The organism is Plantactinospora sp. B6F1 (genome assembly GCF_040120695.1).
Taxonomy (GTDB): domain Bacteria; phylum Actinomycetota; class Actinomycetes; order Mycobacteriales; family Micromonosporaceae; genus Plantactinospora.
This window is the reverse complement of sequence record NZ_JBEEAC010000008.1, coordinates 17,987-32,203: the sequence shown is the minus strand read 5'-3', so window position 1 is coordinate 32,203 and position 14,217 is coordinate 17,987. Positions and strand designations below refer to the sequence as shown.

Genomic DNA, 14,217 nt, shown 5'->3' with positions numbered 1-14,217 from the left:
AGAAGCGATAAGAGGGGGCCCTTCCTCCCATGCGTGTCGACGTGGTGTCGATCTTTCCGGAGTATCTCGCTCCGCTGGGGCTCTCGCTGATCGGGCGGGCCCGGGCGACCGGCGTACTCGACATCGCCGTGCACGATCTGCGGACCTGGACCCACGACGTGCACCGTACGGTCGACGACACCCCGTACGGTGGCGGGCCCGGCATGGTGATGCGGCCCGAGCCCTGGGGCGAGGCGCTGGACGCCCTGGTGCCGAACGCCCAGGAGTCCGGTGCCCGCCTGGTGGTGCCCAGCCCGGCCGGGATCCGGTTCAGCCAGCCGATGGCGCAGCAGCTGGCCGCCGAGTCGCACCTCGTCTTCGCCTGCGGCCGGTACGAGGGGATCGACCAGCGGGTCCTCGAACACGCCGGCACCCGGATGCCGGTGACCGAGGTCTCGCTCGGCGACTACGTGCTCTTCGGCGGCGAGGTCGCGGTCCTGGTGATCATGGAGGCGGTGACCCGCCTGCTGCCCGGGGTACTCGGCAACGCCGACTCGCTCACCGAGGAGTCGCACGCGCACGGGCTGCTGGAGGCGCCGGTCTACACCAAGCCGCCGAGTTGGCGTGGGCAGGACGTACCGGAGATCCTGCGCTCGGGTGACCACGGCCGGATCGCCCGGTGGCGGCGGGACCAGGCGTTGGTCCGGACGGCCCGGCGCCGACCCGACATGCTCGCCGCGCTGCCGGCGGCGCAGCTGGACAAACAGGACGTAGCCGCCCTGGCGCAGGCCGGATTTCAGCCTCCGGCCGACGATATGGCAAAGTAGGGGGGTTGCCGCAGTCGCCCGTGCCGCGGACGGCTGCGAGGATCTCCGCCGGGGTCGTCGTGCCAGACTCCGCCGTGGAGATCAGAATCACCCATCCGCGCACCGACGACCGGTGCGCCGTGAGTCATCAAGGATGCAGCGATGAACACCCTGGACGCCCTCGACGCCCAGTCGCAGCGGACCGACGTGCCCGACTTCCGGGCCGGTGACACCGTCAAGGTGCACGCCCGAGTCATCGAGGGCAGCCGGTCCCGGGTCCAGATCTTCGAGGGTGTCGTCATCCGGCGCCACGGAGGGGGCCTGCGGGAGACCTTCACCGTACGCAAGATCAGCTTTGGCGTCGGGGTGGAGCGGACGTACCCGGTCAACAGCCCGGGTATCGACCGGATCGAGGTGGTCGTTCGCGGTGACGTGCGCCGGGCCAAGCTCTACTACCTCCGTGAGCTGCGCGGCAAGAAGGCCAAGATCAAGGAGCGGCGCGAGAAGCGGGTCGGCTGACCCCCGGCGGACCGCGCGGACGACGATCGCGGGGTGCCGACCGCGGCCAACGCCGACTACGCTGGCCGCACGGGCAGACGCGAGCCCCGGCGACCCCAGCGACTGCCGGGGTCGCCCGTCACCCCCCGCGCTTCCGCTCGCGGTGCCCGTCACTCAGGCACTGGGTGATGGCGCGGTATATCGGGACCGGGGAGTTGCGTGGTGCGTAGGTTGGACGACGAGAACGATGTCGAACCTTGGCGTCGCCGGCCCCGACGATCCCGCCGCACCCGCAAGCAGATGCCACTGTGGCAGGAGCTTCCGTTACTGCTGATCGTGGCGTTCTGCCTCGCGGTCCTGATCCGGACCTTCCTGCTCCAGGCGTTCTTCATCCCCTCGGGGTCCATGGAGGACACTCTGTTGATCGGTGACCGGGTCCTGGTCAACAAGATCGTGTACGACGTGCGCGACCCGGCCCGCGGCGAGATCGTGGTGTTCCGGGGTACGGCCGCCTGGGCTCCCGAGGTTCGCGAGGAGGTCGACCCGGGGTTCGTGGCCAAGCTGGGCCGCACCGTCGGCGACCTGGTCGGGGTGAGCCGGCCCGGCGAGAAGGACTTCATCAAGCGGGTGGTGGGGCTGCCCGGCGACAGGGTTCAGTGCTGTGACGACCAGGGCCGGGTCACCGTCAACGGAGTCCCGATCGACGAGCCCTACGTGCTGGAGAACTCCCCACTGGACGTTCCGCCCAACCGCCAGGAGTGCCGGTCGCGGCGGTTCGACGAGGTGGTGGTCCCGGCGGGCCAGATCTTCGTGATGGGTGACCACCGGCTGGTGTCGCAGGATGCGCGGTGCCAGGGGCCGGTGCCGATCGAGAACGTGATCGGCCGGGCCTTCGTGGTCGTCTGGCCGTTCGGCCACTGGAGTTCGTTGTCGGTGCCGGACACCTTCGACGACCTACCGAGACCGACCGCGGCCTCCGCACCCGGGGGGCCGCCGCCCTCCGAGACTCCGCAGCACCGCTCAGACACGGGAGAAACCGCCATTGCGATACCAATCTTGGGCTCTCTGCTCGTCACCGCGCGTTCCCGGCGCTCTCGCGGGACCCGGCATCGTAGGCTCCACCCGTGATTGACGAGCAGACGGACAAGCCCAAGCCCCGCAGTTCGTTCTGGCGCGAGCTGCCCATCCTGGTGGGCGTGGCGATCCTGGTCGCGGTACTGGTCCGGGCGTTCGTCCTGCAGACCTTCTACATCCCGTCACCGTCGATGGAGCACACCCTCGACATCTACGACCGGGTGCTCGTCAACAAGCTGGTCTACGACTTCCGGTCGCCGCACCGGGGCGAGGTCATCGTCTTCAAGGCACCCACCCAGTGGACCGGCAACCCGAAGGGTGAGGACTTCATCAAGCGGGTGATCGGGGTCGGCGGGGACCGGGTCGTCTGCTGCGACCCGCAGGACCGACTCATGATCAACGGGCAGTCGCTGGACGAGCCGTACATCTTCACCGAGAACGGGGTCCGGGATCCGGCGGCCGACGAGGAGTTCGACATCACCGTGCCGGAGGGGCGGCTCTGGGTGATGGGCGACCACCGCTCCGCTTCCGGGGACTCGCTGGAGCACTGGCAGCAGAGCCGCAAGGACATCCAGTTGGCGACGATTCCGGAGGAGTCGGTGGTGGGGCGGGCCTTCACCGTCTTCTGGCCGGTCGGCCGGGCCACCTTGCTCTCCGTACCCGATTCCTACGGCGCGATCCCGGATTCGCAGGGCTGACCGGCGCCCCCCCCGCGGGTGCGCGGCCCACGGCGGGTCGGGCGTCGGCGCGGCTAGGCTGACCGGGTGACCGTGTTCACCGCCCGGCAGGCCGCCCGGGTTCTCCTGGTCGACGCCGGCGGCCGGGTGTTGCTGTTCCACGGCTGTGATCCGGCCCGACCCCTCCACCGCTACTGGTTCACCCCGGGCGGGGGTCTGGACCCGGACGAGACGCCGGCGGCCGGTGCCGCCCGGGAACTCGCCGAGGAGACGGGGCTGCGGCTACGTCCGGCCGAGTTCGGCGAGCCGATCTGGCAGGAGATCACCGAGTTCAGTTTCGATGGCCGGTGGTACCGCCAGGAACAGCACTTCTTCGTCGTCCGGGTTTCGGCCTGGGTGGTGGACACGGCCGGGTTCGACGCGGTCGAGCGGGAGACGATCGATCTTCACCGATGGTGGTCGATCGACGAGCTGGACCGGGCCACGGAACGGATCTATCCGACCGACCTGCCCGAGCTGCTGCGCCGGGCTCTGGAAAGCGAGTAGCGGTGCTGAACCCACCCCGTACGGTGATCCGCCGCGAGGGCGGCATCTACGCCATGGAACGGGCACTGCGACGACGCGGCTTCCCGCACGTCGCCGGGGCCGACGAGGCCGGCCGGGGAGCCTGCGCCGGTCCGCTCGTGGCCGCCGCGGCGGTGCTGCCGGACGGCCGGCGCGGTGAGATCGAAGGACTGGCCGACTCGAAGCTGCTCACCCCGGCCACCCGGGAGCGGATCTACGCCGAGGTGGTGGCCCGGGCGCTGGCGTACGCCGTGGTGGTCATCCCGGCCGCGGAGGTGGACACCCGGGGGCTGCACGTCTGCAACCTGGCGGCGATGCGCCGGGCGTTGGCCTCCCTGACCCTCGTACCGGACTACGTGCTGACCGACGGGTTCGGGGTGGACGGGCTCGGCGTGCCGGGGCTGGCCGTCTGGAAGGGCGACCAGGTCGCCGCCTGCGTGGCGGCGGCGAGCGTACTTGCCAAGGTCACCCGGGACCGGATCATGGTGGAGCTGGACGAGCGGCACCCCGGATACGGCTTCGCCGAGCACAAGGGATACATCACCGCCGAGCACAGCGCCGCACTGGAGCGTCACGGTCCGTGCCTGGAACATCGCTTTTCGTACGTCAATGTCGCGACCGTCTCCGGTCGAATCGGTCGGCCGCCCCGCTCCCGGCGCCCCGCGCAGCTCGGTGAGATCGAGTCGATGGCGCAAGGGGGCCGGGCAGGGAGTACCGTCGGCGTGGCGTTGGGCGAGCGGCCTCGGCCGTCAGCGTTGGTGGGGGAAGATGTGGCCATGGAAGGCGGAGTGGGATGAGCGCGGAAGATCTCGAGAAGTACGAGACCGAGATGGAGCTGCAGCTCTATCGGGAGTACCGCGACATCGTTCGTCAGTTCTCCTACGTCGTGGAGACCGAGCGGCGGTTCTATCTGGCGAACCAGGTCGACCTGCACGTCCGCAACTCCGACGGTGAGGTCTACTTCGAGGTGGAGATGCACGACGCCTGGGTTTGGGATATGTATCGGCCAGCGCGATTCGTGAAAAATGTCCGAGTAATGACCTTCAAGGATGTCAACGTCGAAGAACTTGAAAAGCCGGACATCTCCCTTCCCGCTGATTCTGGATTCGGCGGCTGATCATCAGCGGTCACGACCGCCACGCCAAACTAGATCAACTTCGGTGGCCGGGTTCTAGCGGTCGTCGGTGACCACCACCTCCACCCGCTGGACCAGATTGTTCGCGAACCCGCCCCGGTTCCACGGCTGCTCGATCGGCTGGGTACGCCCGCGCGTCGGTGGCCCGCGCGCCGAGCGTGTACCGGCCCGGGGTCGCCGCCCACTCGTACCGCCAGCGGCGCCATGCCCAGCGTTGGTCGACGACCGGTCCGTCCGGAACGGGCTGCGGCGCCGGTCGCCCCGCCGATCCCGGCTCCGAACCGTCGCCCCGCCGCGGCACGACGGTGACCGGATCGAGGGTGGCGGGAGCCCAGCTGACGCCCCCGTCCGTGGTCACCTCGACGGCGGTCACCGGAGCGTATCCGGACCAGGCCCGGCCATCCAGGACGCACGGCCCGGGACGTACCACCCGGGTCCGGGACATGAAGTCCGGAAAGCCGGGCGGTTGAACCAACGCCCGGGGCTCGATCCGGGTCACCGGAGTTCCCGGGTCTTCGGCGGAGGTGCGGAACCGGTAGGCCACCGCGTTCTGGTAGCCGTCGAACTCCCGGTCCAGCACGGTGATCCTGGTCAGCCATTTGACGTGCGCCATGCCGTACCAGCCCGGCACCACAAGGCGCAGCGGTGCGCCGTGCTGGGGGAGCAGCGGGGAGCCGTTCATCTCGTACGCCAGCAGCACCTCCTCGCGCAGCGCATCGGAGACCGGTAGCCCACGCTGGTAGTCCTGCTCGACGCCGCGTTCCACACCGTGGTCGGCACCGGTGAAGACCACGTCGACCGCGTCCGCCGCGAGCCCCGCCTCACGCAGCAGCGGGGCCAGCGGCGTGCCGGTCCATTCGGCGGTGCCGACCGCCTCGGTGAGCCACGGCTGGCTGACCGGCCGGGGCGTCAGCAGGGCCCGACCGTTGCCGGCACACTCCAGGGTGACCCGCCGGGTGACCCTGGGCCGCTCGCGCAGGGCGGCGAGGTCGAGGGTCAGCGGGCGGTCGACCCGGCCGTCGACGACCAACAGGTGCCGATCCGCGTCCAGATCCGGGATGTCGTAGTGGATGAGCAGGTAGTGCAGGCCAGCCGGGGTGACGTCGTAACGGAGCGCCTCCAGCGGCAGCGCGTGGTTACGCGCGGCGAGGGCGAGTTCGTCGGCGCCGATACCCTCGTCGGGATCGGCCACCCGGGACGGCCGGCTGACGTCGTCCACATTGGTCACCGCTGCTCCCTTCGCGCTCATCTCCGCTCCCTTCGCCGCCCGGTGACGGACAGGCCCGCCTCCGGCCGTCCAGCCTAGGGGAGTGCCCTGACCGGATACCGAGCCGGCCCAGGTCACAGCCGGCCGGCCGAGCCTCGACAGGGCCGGCGGCCATGCCGGTTCCGTCCTGCCGCCCGTCCTGCCGCCCGTCCTGCCGCCCGTCCTGCCGCCCGGGTTTGTCGTCCGGTTTCGTGCCCGGGTTGGGCCGGCGGACATAGCAGATCATCGGGGTTTGCGGACGTTTTCCACAGCGGTGGTACTTGTGCACAGGACAGGGCCCGAGGCATTGCCGAGCCCGGCGGGTGTCGTGACACTGCACGACCATGACGAGTAGATGGCGCGGCGGGGGACCGGCGATCCTGCTTCCGATGTTGCTGCTGGTTCTGACGCTGCCATCGGCCCGGTCGGACGCCGCGCTCGACGAGACCGGGCAGGCCGTCGAGGCGGCGGAGATGCGAGAGCCCGGAGGATTCCGGTGGCCGCTGGACGGGGTACCGCGGATCGTCCGCCGGTTCGACCCGCCGCCGCAGCCGTGGGCGGCCGGGCACCGGGGTGTCGACCTGGCCGCCCTGCCCGGCGCCACGGTCCGGGCGGCCGGGCCGGGAGTGGTGTTCTTCGCCGGGATGGTGGCCGGCCGGCCACTGGTCAGCGTCGCCCATGCCAACGGACTACGCACCACCTACGAGCCGGTGCGGCCCGTGCTGTCGGCCGGGGATCCGGTTCGGGCGGGAGATTCTCTCGGTGTGCTCCTGCCGGGCCATCCCGGCTGCCGGGTCGCCGGATCAGCCTGCCTGCACTGGGGCCTGCGCCGGGGTGACGACTACCTCGATCCGCTGCTCCTGCTGGGCCTCGGCCGGGTCCGCCTGCTGCCGGTCGTGGCCAGCCGTCCGGCCGGAGCCGCCGGTCGGGTGCCGCTGCCCCGGACGCGCCGACGGTGCGCACGCCGGCGTCCGTGCTCCCGCCGAAATGCGGCGTCCGTGCGCGCGCTGCCGATCCGATGTCAGTGACGGCGTCCGGGTGCCGGCGTCCGCGGTGCCAACGTCCGGGTGCCGGCGTTCGGTGGGCCGTCCCGTGGTGGCGTCCGGCTTGTCGGTCAGGAGAGCGTCGCGAGCAGCGCGGGTAGGCCCTCGGCGAGGCGGTCGTACTCGTCCGCCCGGTTGTAGATCTGGCCGGACAGCCGCAACCAGCCTCGGTCCTGCCAGGGGTTGACGTTGACCTCCACGCCGAGTTCGTCGCCGATCCGCTGCCGCAGCGCTGTCGCGTCGGGAAAGGTGGTCGCGACGCCGGGCGGCAGGGGAAGGATCCGCATCGACACCGTCGGCCCGCCGGGGGCGATCAGCTCGGCCGGCGCGATCCCGAGAGCCCGGCCGACCACCCACTGCCCGTACCCGGCCAGTTCCGCGTTGTGTGCCCGCACCCGGTCCAGCCCTACCGTACGAAGGGTGAACACGCCCACCGGGGCGGCGAGCCAGGGGGTGTAGTCGAGCGTCGCCTGCCATTCCACCCGGCCGGGAAAGCCGGCCTCCTCCTGCCAGGAGACGGCCAACGGCTCGATCCGTGACCGCCAGCGGGGCGCCACCACCAGCACGGCGCTTCCCCTCGGGGCGTACGCCCACTTGTGCAGGTTGCCGACCCAGAAGTCGGCGCCGATGCTCTGTACCGGTGTCGACAGCATTCCGGGCGCGTGCGCCCCGTCGACCAGTACCGGGACGTCGCGCTCCCGGGCCACCGCGGCGATCGCCGCCGCCGGAAAGAGCCGGGCGGTGGCGGAGGTGAGGTGGTCGACGATGAGCAGTCTGGTGCGGCCAGGGCGGATCCCGGCCCGGACGATCTCGACGATCTCCTCGTCGGTGGCGGTCAGCGGCACGGCCAGGGTGCGCCGGACCGCGCCAGTGCGGCGAGCCTCGCGATCGATGGAGAGGGTGAAGGAGCCGTATCCGTGGTCGGTGTCGACCACCTCGTCGCCGGGCTGCAAGCCGAGCGACTGGAGCACGATGGCGGCTCCGAGGGTGACGTTGCCGACCAGGGCCGTCCCGTCCGGGTCGGCGCCGAGGAACTCGGCCAGGTGTCGACGGGCGTGCGTGATCCGCTCGACGAGTCCCCGGGTGAAGAAGCGCATCGGGTTCGCCTCGGTCTCGTCGCGGAGCCGCTGCTGAGCGCGTTGGACGCTGATCGGGACCGCCCCGTACGAGCCGTGGTTGAGGTGGGCGAGGCTGGGATCCAGCGAGAACAGCAGTCGGGCGCCGGGGATCGGCACGGGCGGAGGCGGCCCGGCGGTGCTCATCCGGTGATCGTAGCCCGGTCCCGGGCCGCTCGTGGACAGCTGGGAATCAGGCCCGGGGATGTGCCTGGCGGTACGCCGCCCGCAGCCGTTCCACCGAGACATGGGTGTAGATCTGTGTGCTCGACAACGTGGCGTGTCCGAGAAGCTCCTGCACCGTACGCAGGTCGGCACCCCCCTCCAGCAGATGGGTGGCGGCCGAGTGGCGCAGCCCGTGCGGGCTGATCCGGGGCAGACCTGTCACGCGGGCGTAGTCGGCGACGATCCGGCGTACCACGGTGGGCTGTAGCCGCCCGCCGCGTACGCCGAGCAACAGCGCCGAGCCGCTGGCCGGTCCGGTCAGGCGCGGCCGGCCGGCCCGCAGCCAGTCGTCGAGCGCCCGCTGCGCCGGCAGCCCGTACGGCACGGTGCGTTCCTTGGCACCCTTGCCCAGGACCCGGACCACCCGCCGGGCCGGGTCGACGTCCCCGAGATCCAGACCGCACAGTTCGCTGACCCGGATGCCGGTGGCGTAGAGGAGTTCGAGCGCCACCCGATCGCGCAGCGCTTCCGGTGAGGTGGCTTCGCCGGGGGCCTCCACGAGTTCGCTCGCCTGGTCGGCCCGGAGCACGGCCGGCAGCTCGCGGTGCGCCCGTGGACTGGCCAACTGTGCGCCCACGTCGGCGTCCAGCAGCCGGGCCCGGTGTGCCCAGGCGGTGAAGGTACGGGCGGAGGCGGCGCGGCGGGCCAGCGAGGCCCGGGCGGCCCCGAGGGTACGCAGCTTGGCCAGCCAACTCCGCAGCACGGTGATGTCCAGATCCCGCGGCTCGGCGCAGCCCATCCGGCCGGCGTGGTCGAGCAGCGAGACGACATCCGCGACGTAGGCCCGGACGGTGTGCGTCGACCGGTTCTCGACCGAGGCGAGGTGCTGGGCGAAGTCGTCGACGCTCTCCCGGAAGGGCGGTGTCAACGCCTCGTGCCGGCTGCGGGTACTGCGACCGGGCTGGCTGCGGGTACTGCGACTGGGCTGGCTCATCACCCGTGACGGTGGACCTCCAGCATCGACCACGTCAAGCTGGCCCGCCGTCGTCGCCCGCTCGCAGCCATCTTCACCGTACGGGCTGGTGCGACGGGCCGTGGCTGGGTCGGGTCGCCGCCGGAGCGAGTACGTACCCCTCGTCGCGGCGGACCACCAGGCGCAGCTGTTCCAGCAGGGAGAGCTTGCGCAGGGCGGTACGCAGGTCCAGGCCGGTCCGGGCGGCGAGGATGTCCGGGCCGATCGGGCCGCGTCGGGGGACCGACTCCAGGATCAACGCCGCCTCGTCGTCGAGCGCATCCTGTGGCCGGTCGGGGCCACGAACCGGCGGGGCGAGGTCGGCACCGATGCGTCCCACCTCCTCAAGCACGTGCGGCACGCCGGTGACCAGTCGCACCTCGGGATATTCCCGGAGCAGTTCGTGCGCCCCGACCGACATGGCGGAGGTGACCGGCCCGGGCACCACCATCGACGGTCGCCCCATCGCGATCGCCCGGCGCAGCGTCTGGGTGGCACCGCTGCGGGCCGCCGCCTCGACGACCAGGGTGCCGGCGGTCGCGGCGGCGATCACCCGGTTGCGGATGAGGAACCGGGGCCGCAGCGGCTCTGCCCCGGGAGGCCATTCGCTGACCAGCAGGCCGACATCGGCGATCCGGTCGAAGAGGGCGGTGTTGCCCACCGGATAGGGCCGGTCCAGCCCGCAGGCGAGTACCGCCACGGTCACGCCACCGGCGTTCAGGGCGCCCCGGTGCGCTGCCGCGTCGATGCCGAACGCACCGCCGGAGACGACGGTCCAGTCGCGTTCGGCCAGACCGAAGGCGATCTCGGTGCCGACGTGCAGCCCGTACGGGGTTGCGGCCCGGGATCCGACCACCGCCACCGATCGTTGCAACGCCGGCCCGAGTGGCCAGGCACCGCGCACCCAGAAGCAGAGCGGCGGTGCCGTCTCCTGGTCGACCCTGCGGCCGGCACCGGGCAGGGGCAGCCGGTCGAGACTCGGCAGCCGGGTAGGCCATTCCGGGTCGGTGGGAGTCACCACGCGCGCGCCGAGCCGCTCGGTCTGCTCGGCGGCGGCGAGCGCGACCTGCCACGGGTCTCCGGCGACCAACCGGGACTCGACCGTTGCCCGCAAGCGGTGGTCCGGAACCTCTCCGGTGAGCAGTCGGCGTAACGCCCCGGCCGCTCCGAACTGCTGTACCAGCCGGAACACCGCCCGGGTGCCGGGCTCGAAGAGCCAGGTCAGGGCGATGCGAGCCAGGCGATCTTCCTCCATTGCCACCCGCGCGTCGAGATCCTGGGCCGAGGTGACCGGGGGCGGGGCATCCATCTGGTCGTCCGGCCCCGGATCGGACCGGGACGGGTCGGTGGACGGGCCGGGGGTTGACAAAGCGGGGCGGGCTGGTCCGGTCATGCGATGCTCCCGGTGCGGAGTTGGGTCGCTTCGTGCACGTCATCGGCGTCGGGGCGTTGCCGACCGTCGAGGTCGGCGATGCTCCAGGCCACCCGGATCACCCGGTCGAAGCCCCGGGCGGAGAGCGCGCCGCTGTCGAGCAGCCGGCGCAGCGCGTACGTGTCGTTCGCCGGTAACCGCCACCGGGGGTGGCGCAGTTGCGGCCCCGGCACCTCGGCGTTGACCCGCCAACCACCGGCGGCCCAACGGTCAGCGGCGGCGGCGCGGGCCCTGCCGACCCGTTCGGCGACCACGGCGGACGATTCGACGGTCTGCTCGGCGGCCATCAGTTCCGCCGCGCGCAGCGGGCTCACCGTGACCTGTACGTCCAGTCTGTCCAGCAGCGGGCCGGAAAGCCGGCCGAGGTAGCGGCGGCGTGCCAACGGCGGGCACTCGCACGAGATGTCCCCGGAGGGTTTCGCGCACGGGCACGGGTTCGCCGCCACCACCAGTTGCACCCGGGCGGGATATTCGGTGCCGCCCCGGGCCCGGGTCAGTACGATCCGGCCGCTCTCCAACGGTTGGCGCAGCGCCTCCAGGGCGCCTCGGGCATATTCGGGGGCCTCGTCGAGAAAGAGCACCCCACGATGGGCCAACGACACTGCGCCGGGCCGGGCCAGCCCCGACCCACCACCCACCAGCGAGGCGATCGTCGCCGTGTGGTGCGGGGCCTGGAACGGCGGTCGGCGCAGCAGCCGCCCGTCCGGAGGCAGCAGCCCGGCGATCGAGTGCAATGCGGTCACTTCCAGTGCCGCCTCGTCGTCCAGCTCGGGAAGGATCGAGGGCAGGCGCTCGGCCAGCATGGTCTTGCCGGCGCCGGGCGGGCCGAACAGGGCCAGATGATGACCGCCGGCCGCGGCGATCTCCAACGCGCGTCGGCCGAGCAGCTGTCCGGCGACGTCGGCGAGATCCGGGCCGGGTCGGGGCGGCACCGCGGGCGCGGTCGGCGGATCGAGCAGCGGCGTGCCGTCCCGGACGAAGCTCACCAACCGGTGCAGGGTGTCGACCGCCCGGACCCGTACTCCTGGTACGACCGACGCCTCTGCGGCGTTCGCCAGGGGTACGACCACCCGGGTGATGCCGGCTCGGGCGGCGGCCGCGACCATCGGTAGCACGCCCCGGACCGGTCGAACCGTGCCGTCGAGTCCCAACTCGCCGAGCACGGCTACCTCGTCCAGCGGGGCGAGGGGCAGTTCGCCCGAGCCGCCGAGCAGCGCCGCCGCGATGGCGAGGTCGAACGCCGAACCGTGCTTGGGTAGCGTCGCCGGCAGGAGGTTGACCGTGATCCGGCGGTTCGGCCAGCGCTGACCGGAGTTGACGATCGCGGCGCGCACCCGATCTCGGGCCTCGTTGAGTGCGGTGTCGGGCAGTCCGGAGAGCACGACGGTGGGCAGGCCGGTGGACAGGTCGGCCTCGACCTCGACGACGTGCCCGGCCACGCCGACCAGTCCCACACAGAGCACCTTGGCATAACTCATCGATCGGACCCGGGAAAGCGGTCTCGCGGCATCGGCATGTGCTCGACCCTGCCCGGAACGGCCCCGGTGGGCGGGCCCGACAGAGTGGCCTGTGGACAACCGGGGGTCCTGTGGATGTCCGGACGATCAAGCTGCGACTGTGCTATGTGGCCGCCGTCGACGCTAGGTGGCCGCCGTCGGACGGTCACCCCTGATGGCGGCCGCTCTCCGACCGGGTGGTCGGTCGGCAGGCCCGGCTATCCGCCCGGGCCGAGGCGGCTCAGGTCCGCCGTTTTCCGGATGCCCCGGCCCGGTCGAGAAGCTCGTGCAGGAGCGCGACGACCTCGTCCGGGGCGAAGGACATCGCCTGCTCGCCCACCGTGACCTCGAAACTGCACCGTCTCGGGTCGGGGGCGGAGCGTACCCGCGGGAAGAGTTGGACGCCGTGCTCGGCGACCATCTCCGCACCGGCCCGTTCGACGTCCTGGCTCGACGCGGGGAGGTGGACGTGGAAGATCGGTGTCTGGGGCGGATCCGGCCAGGCCAGCGCCGTACCGTCGGTGTTGATCGCGGCGGCGATCGCGATCGCGTGCTCCCGGAACGCCGGCATCCGGGGCAGCAGGTTGTCCAGGCCGGCGAGACCGGTCAGCGCCAGTGGCCAGGCATCGTGGATCGCCCCACCCAGCCGGCTCCGCCACACCGCTGCCTCGGCGAGGGTTTCGGCGTCGGAGGCGAGTACGGCACCCCGGACGCCGAGCAGGGCCTTGTAGAGGGAGGTGTAGACGGTGTCGAACAGGCCGGCGATCTCCGCGAACGGCCGGCGGTAGTAGGTCTGCGCCTCCCAGATCCGGGCGCCGTCCAGATGCGCCGCCGCACCTCGGGCCCGGACAGCCGTGACCTGCTCCCGCAGCTCGTCCCACTCGGGTAGTTGCCCGCCGATGTCCCGCTGCGGCAGCTCCCAGACCACCGCGGCCAGCGGTTCCCCGATCGCCGCCAGAGCGGCGCCGGTCATCAGCCGGTGCCGGTCCCCGACGGGATGGAACCGCAGCCCGTGCACCGCGTGGTAGCCCCGCTGCTCCCAGACGTCCAGGTGGCTCTGCGGATGTGCGGCGAACGCGTGCCGGCCGCGACGCTCGGCATGGATCCGCAGCGCCACCTGCTGCGCCATCGTGCCGGTCGGGAAGAAGAGCGCCGACTCCGTGCCGAACAGGTCGGCGATCCGCCGCTCGAGCCGGGCGACCGGGGCGTCGGGGCCGCCCGGTGGGGTGTCGTCGTCGACCTGGTCGAGCATCTGCCGCAGCACCGCCCGGGGCATCCGGCGGATCGGTGCGTGCAGGAACAGGGACCGTCGGATCGACGCGGCGGGGCCGGCGTGCGGGTGGGACTCGGGTGGGGGCATGGAGCGAGTCTCGCCTTGTTGCCAATATCTTGCAATAAGGAGATCGTCGTACTCAGAACGCCGCCCGCAGGTGCTCGACGCGGGCGGGTCCGCTGCGCGCCGGGTACACCTCGACGACGTCGAACCGGATCTGCTCCGGATGCACCCCGCTGGTCCGCAGCCACTCGGCGGCCAACCGGCGCACCCGGCGTGACTTCCTGCCCACCACCGCCTCGGCGGGCGTGCCGAACGTGTCGCCCCGTCGGGTCTTGACCTCGCAGAAGGCGAGGACGTCGCCGTCCCAGGCGATGATGTCGATCTCGCCGTGGCCACACCGCCAGTTGCGGGCCACCACCCGCAGCCCCGCCTCGACCAGGTGCCGTACCGCGCATCGTTCGCCGTACGCGCCGATCGCCTGTCTCGCCGCTGTCATGACCGGACCCTGGCTCCCGCGGGCAACCGGGACAACCCGGAGGTGCCCGGGCTGTGGATATCCGAGGGTCCTGTGGATGGTCGGACGATCAAGCCCCTTGGCTGCTATGTCCTGGTGAGGACGGGAGCGGGCGAAACGAGATCGCCAGGGGTGCCATCGAGCGGCGGAGTAACGCGGCCCGCCAGCGCCGGCCCCGGCCCGCC

At 71.8% G+C, this 14,217-nt stretch carries 15 protein-coding genes; 8 read left to right on the top strand and 7 right to left on the bottom strand.

Annotated elements, in window-relative coordinates:
• The first annotated feature begins 29 nt into the window (after nucleotides 1-29).
• The 7 genes from trmD (at nucleotide 30) to ABNF97_RS13260 (ending at nucleotide 4,715) form a co-directional block, all read left to right on the top strand.
• Entirely contained in the window at nucleotides 30-806 is a 777-nt protein-coding gene (gene trmD, locus ABNF97_RS13290; RefSeq protein WP_349338709.1) for a tRNA (guanosine(37)-N1)-methyltransferase TrmD, read from the top strand.
• A 141-nt stretch (nucleotides 807-947) separates the two neighbouring features.
• A complete protein-coding gene (gene rplS, locus ABNF97_RS13285) occupies nucleotides 948-1,304 on the top strand; it encodes a 50S ribosomal protein L19 (protein WP_130464327.1) in 357 nt (118 codons plus the stop codon).
• A gap of 198 nt (nucleotides 1,305-1,502) precedes the next feature.
• Entirely contained in the window at nucleotides 1,503-2,411 is a 909-nt protein-coding gene (lepB, locus tag ABNF97_RS13280; RefSeq protein WP_349338708.1) for a signal peptidase I, read from the top strand.
• On the top strand, nucleotides 2,408-3,055 hold the full coding sequence (lepB, locus tag ABNF97_RS13275) for a signal peptidase I (protein ID WP_130464325.1): 648 nt from the start codon (nucleotides 2,408-2,410) through the stop codon (nucleotides 3,053-3,055). The genes lepB (ABNF97_RS13280) and lepB (ABNF97_RS13275) overlap by 4 nt, the downstream gene beginning before the upstream one ends.
• Nucleotides 3,056-3,121: 66 nt before the next feature.
• Entirely contained in the window at nucleotides 3,122-3,580 is a 459-nt protein-coding gene (locus tag ABNF97_RS13270; RefSeq protein WP_130464324.1) for an NUDIX domain-containing protein, read from the top strand.
• A 2-nt stretch (nucleotides 3,581-3,582) separates the two neighbouring features.
• On the top strand, nucleotides 3,583-4,395 hold the full coding sequence (locus ABNF97_RS13265; RefSeq protein ID WP_130464323.1) for a ribonuclease HII: 813 nt from the start codon (nucleotides 3,583-3,585) through the stop codon (nucleotides 4,393-4,395).
• Nucleotides 4,392-4,715 carry a DUF2469 domain-containing protein gene (locus ABNF97_RS13260; protein ID WP_007075222.1) on the top strand — a complete coding sequence of 108 codons (324 nt, stop codon included), beginning with the start codon at nucleotides 4,392-4,394 and terminating at the stop codon, nucleotides 4,713-4,715. The genes ABNF97_RS13265 and ABNF97_RS13260 overlap by 4 nt, the downstream gene beginning before the upstream one ends.
• A 34-nt stretch (nucleotides 4,716-4,749) precedes the next feature.
• Here ABNF97_RS13260 and ABNF97_RS13255 read toward each other — a convergent pair whose 3' ends face one another.
• Nucleotides 4,750-5,982: a sulfite oxidase gene (locus ABNF97_RS13255; protein ID WP_349338707.1), complete on the bottom strand. Its 1,233-nt coding sequence runs from the start codon at nucleotides 5,980-5,982 to the stop codon at nucleotides 4,750-4,752.
• 341 nt (nucleotides 5,983-6,323) lie between these two features.
• On the opposite strand from ABNF97_RS13255, the gene ABNF97_RS13250 reads away from it, so the two are divergent.
• Entirely contained in the window at nucleotides 6,324-7,007 is a 684-nt protein-coding gene (locus ABNF97_RS13250) for a murein hydrolase activator EnvC family protein (protein WP_130464322.1), read from the top strand.
• 86 nt (nucleotides 7,008-7,093) lie between these two features.
• Here the strand turns inward: ABNF97_RS13250 and ABNF97_RS13245 are convergent, their stop codons facing one another.
• From ABNF97_RS13245 to ABNF97_RS13220, 6 genes are all read right to left on the bottom strand, one after another.
• A complete protein-coding gene (locus tag ABNF97_RS13245) occupies nucleotides 7,094-8,284 on the bottom strand; it encodes an aminotransferase class V-fold PLP-dependent enzyme (protein ID WP_349338705.1) in 1,191 nt (396 codons plus the stop codon).
• 46 nt (nucleotides 8,285-8,330) lie between these two features.
• On the bottom strand, nucleotides 8,331-9,296 hold the full coding sequence (locus tag ABNF97_RS13240; RefSeq protein ID WP_349338704.1) for a tyrosine recombinase XerC: 966 nt from the start codon (nucleotides 9,294-9,296) through the stop codon (nucleotides 8,331-8,333).
• A 73-nt stretch (nucleotides 9,297-9,369) separates the two neighbouring features.
• Complete coding sequence (locus tag ABNF97_RS13235) at nucleotides 9,370-10,623, bottom strand: DNA-processing protein DprA (RefSeq protein ID WP_130466216.1); 1,254 nt, start codon at nucleotides 10,621-10,623, stop codon at nucleotides 9,370-9,372.
• An 80-nt stretch (nucleotides 10,624-10,703) separates the two neighbouring features.
• Nucleotides 10,704-12,224, bottom strand: coding sequence for a YifB family Mg chelatase-like AAA ATPase (locus ABNF97_RS13230; RefSeq protein WP_349338703.1), 1,521 nt, complete (start codon nucleotides 12,222-12,224; stop codon nucleotides 10,704-10,706).
• Between the two features lie 259 nt (nucleotides 12,225-12,483).
• Nucleotides 12,484-13,602: a beta-eliminating lyase-related protein gene (locus ABNF97_RS13225; RefSeq protein ID WP_130464318.1), complete on the bottom strand. Its 1,119-nt coding sequence runs from the start codon at nucleotides 13,600-13,602 to the stop codon at nucleotides 12,484-12,486.
• Between the two features lie 52 nt (nucleotides 13,603-13,654).
• Nucleotides 13,655-14,014 carry a YraN family protein gene (locus ABNF97_RS13220; protein WP_130464317.1) on the bottom strand — a complete coding sequence of 120 codons (360 nt, stop codon included), beginning with the start codon at nucleotides 14,012-14,014 and terminating at the stop codon, nucleotides 13,655-13,657.
• Nucleotides 14,015-14,217: the final 203 nt, after the last annotated feature.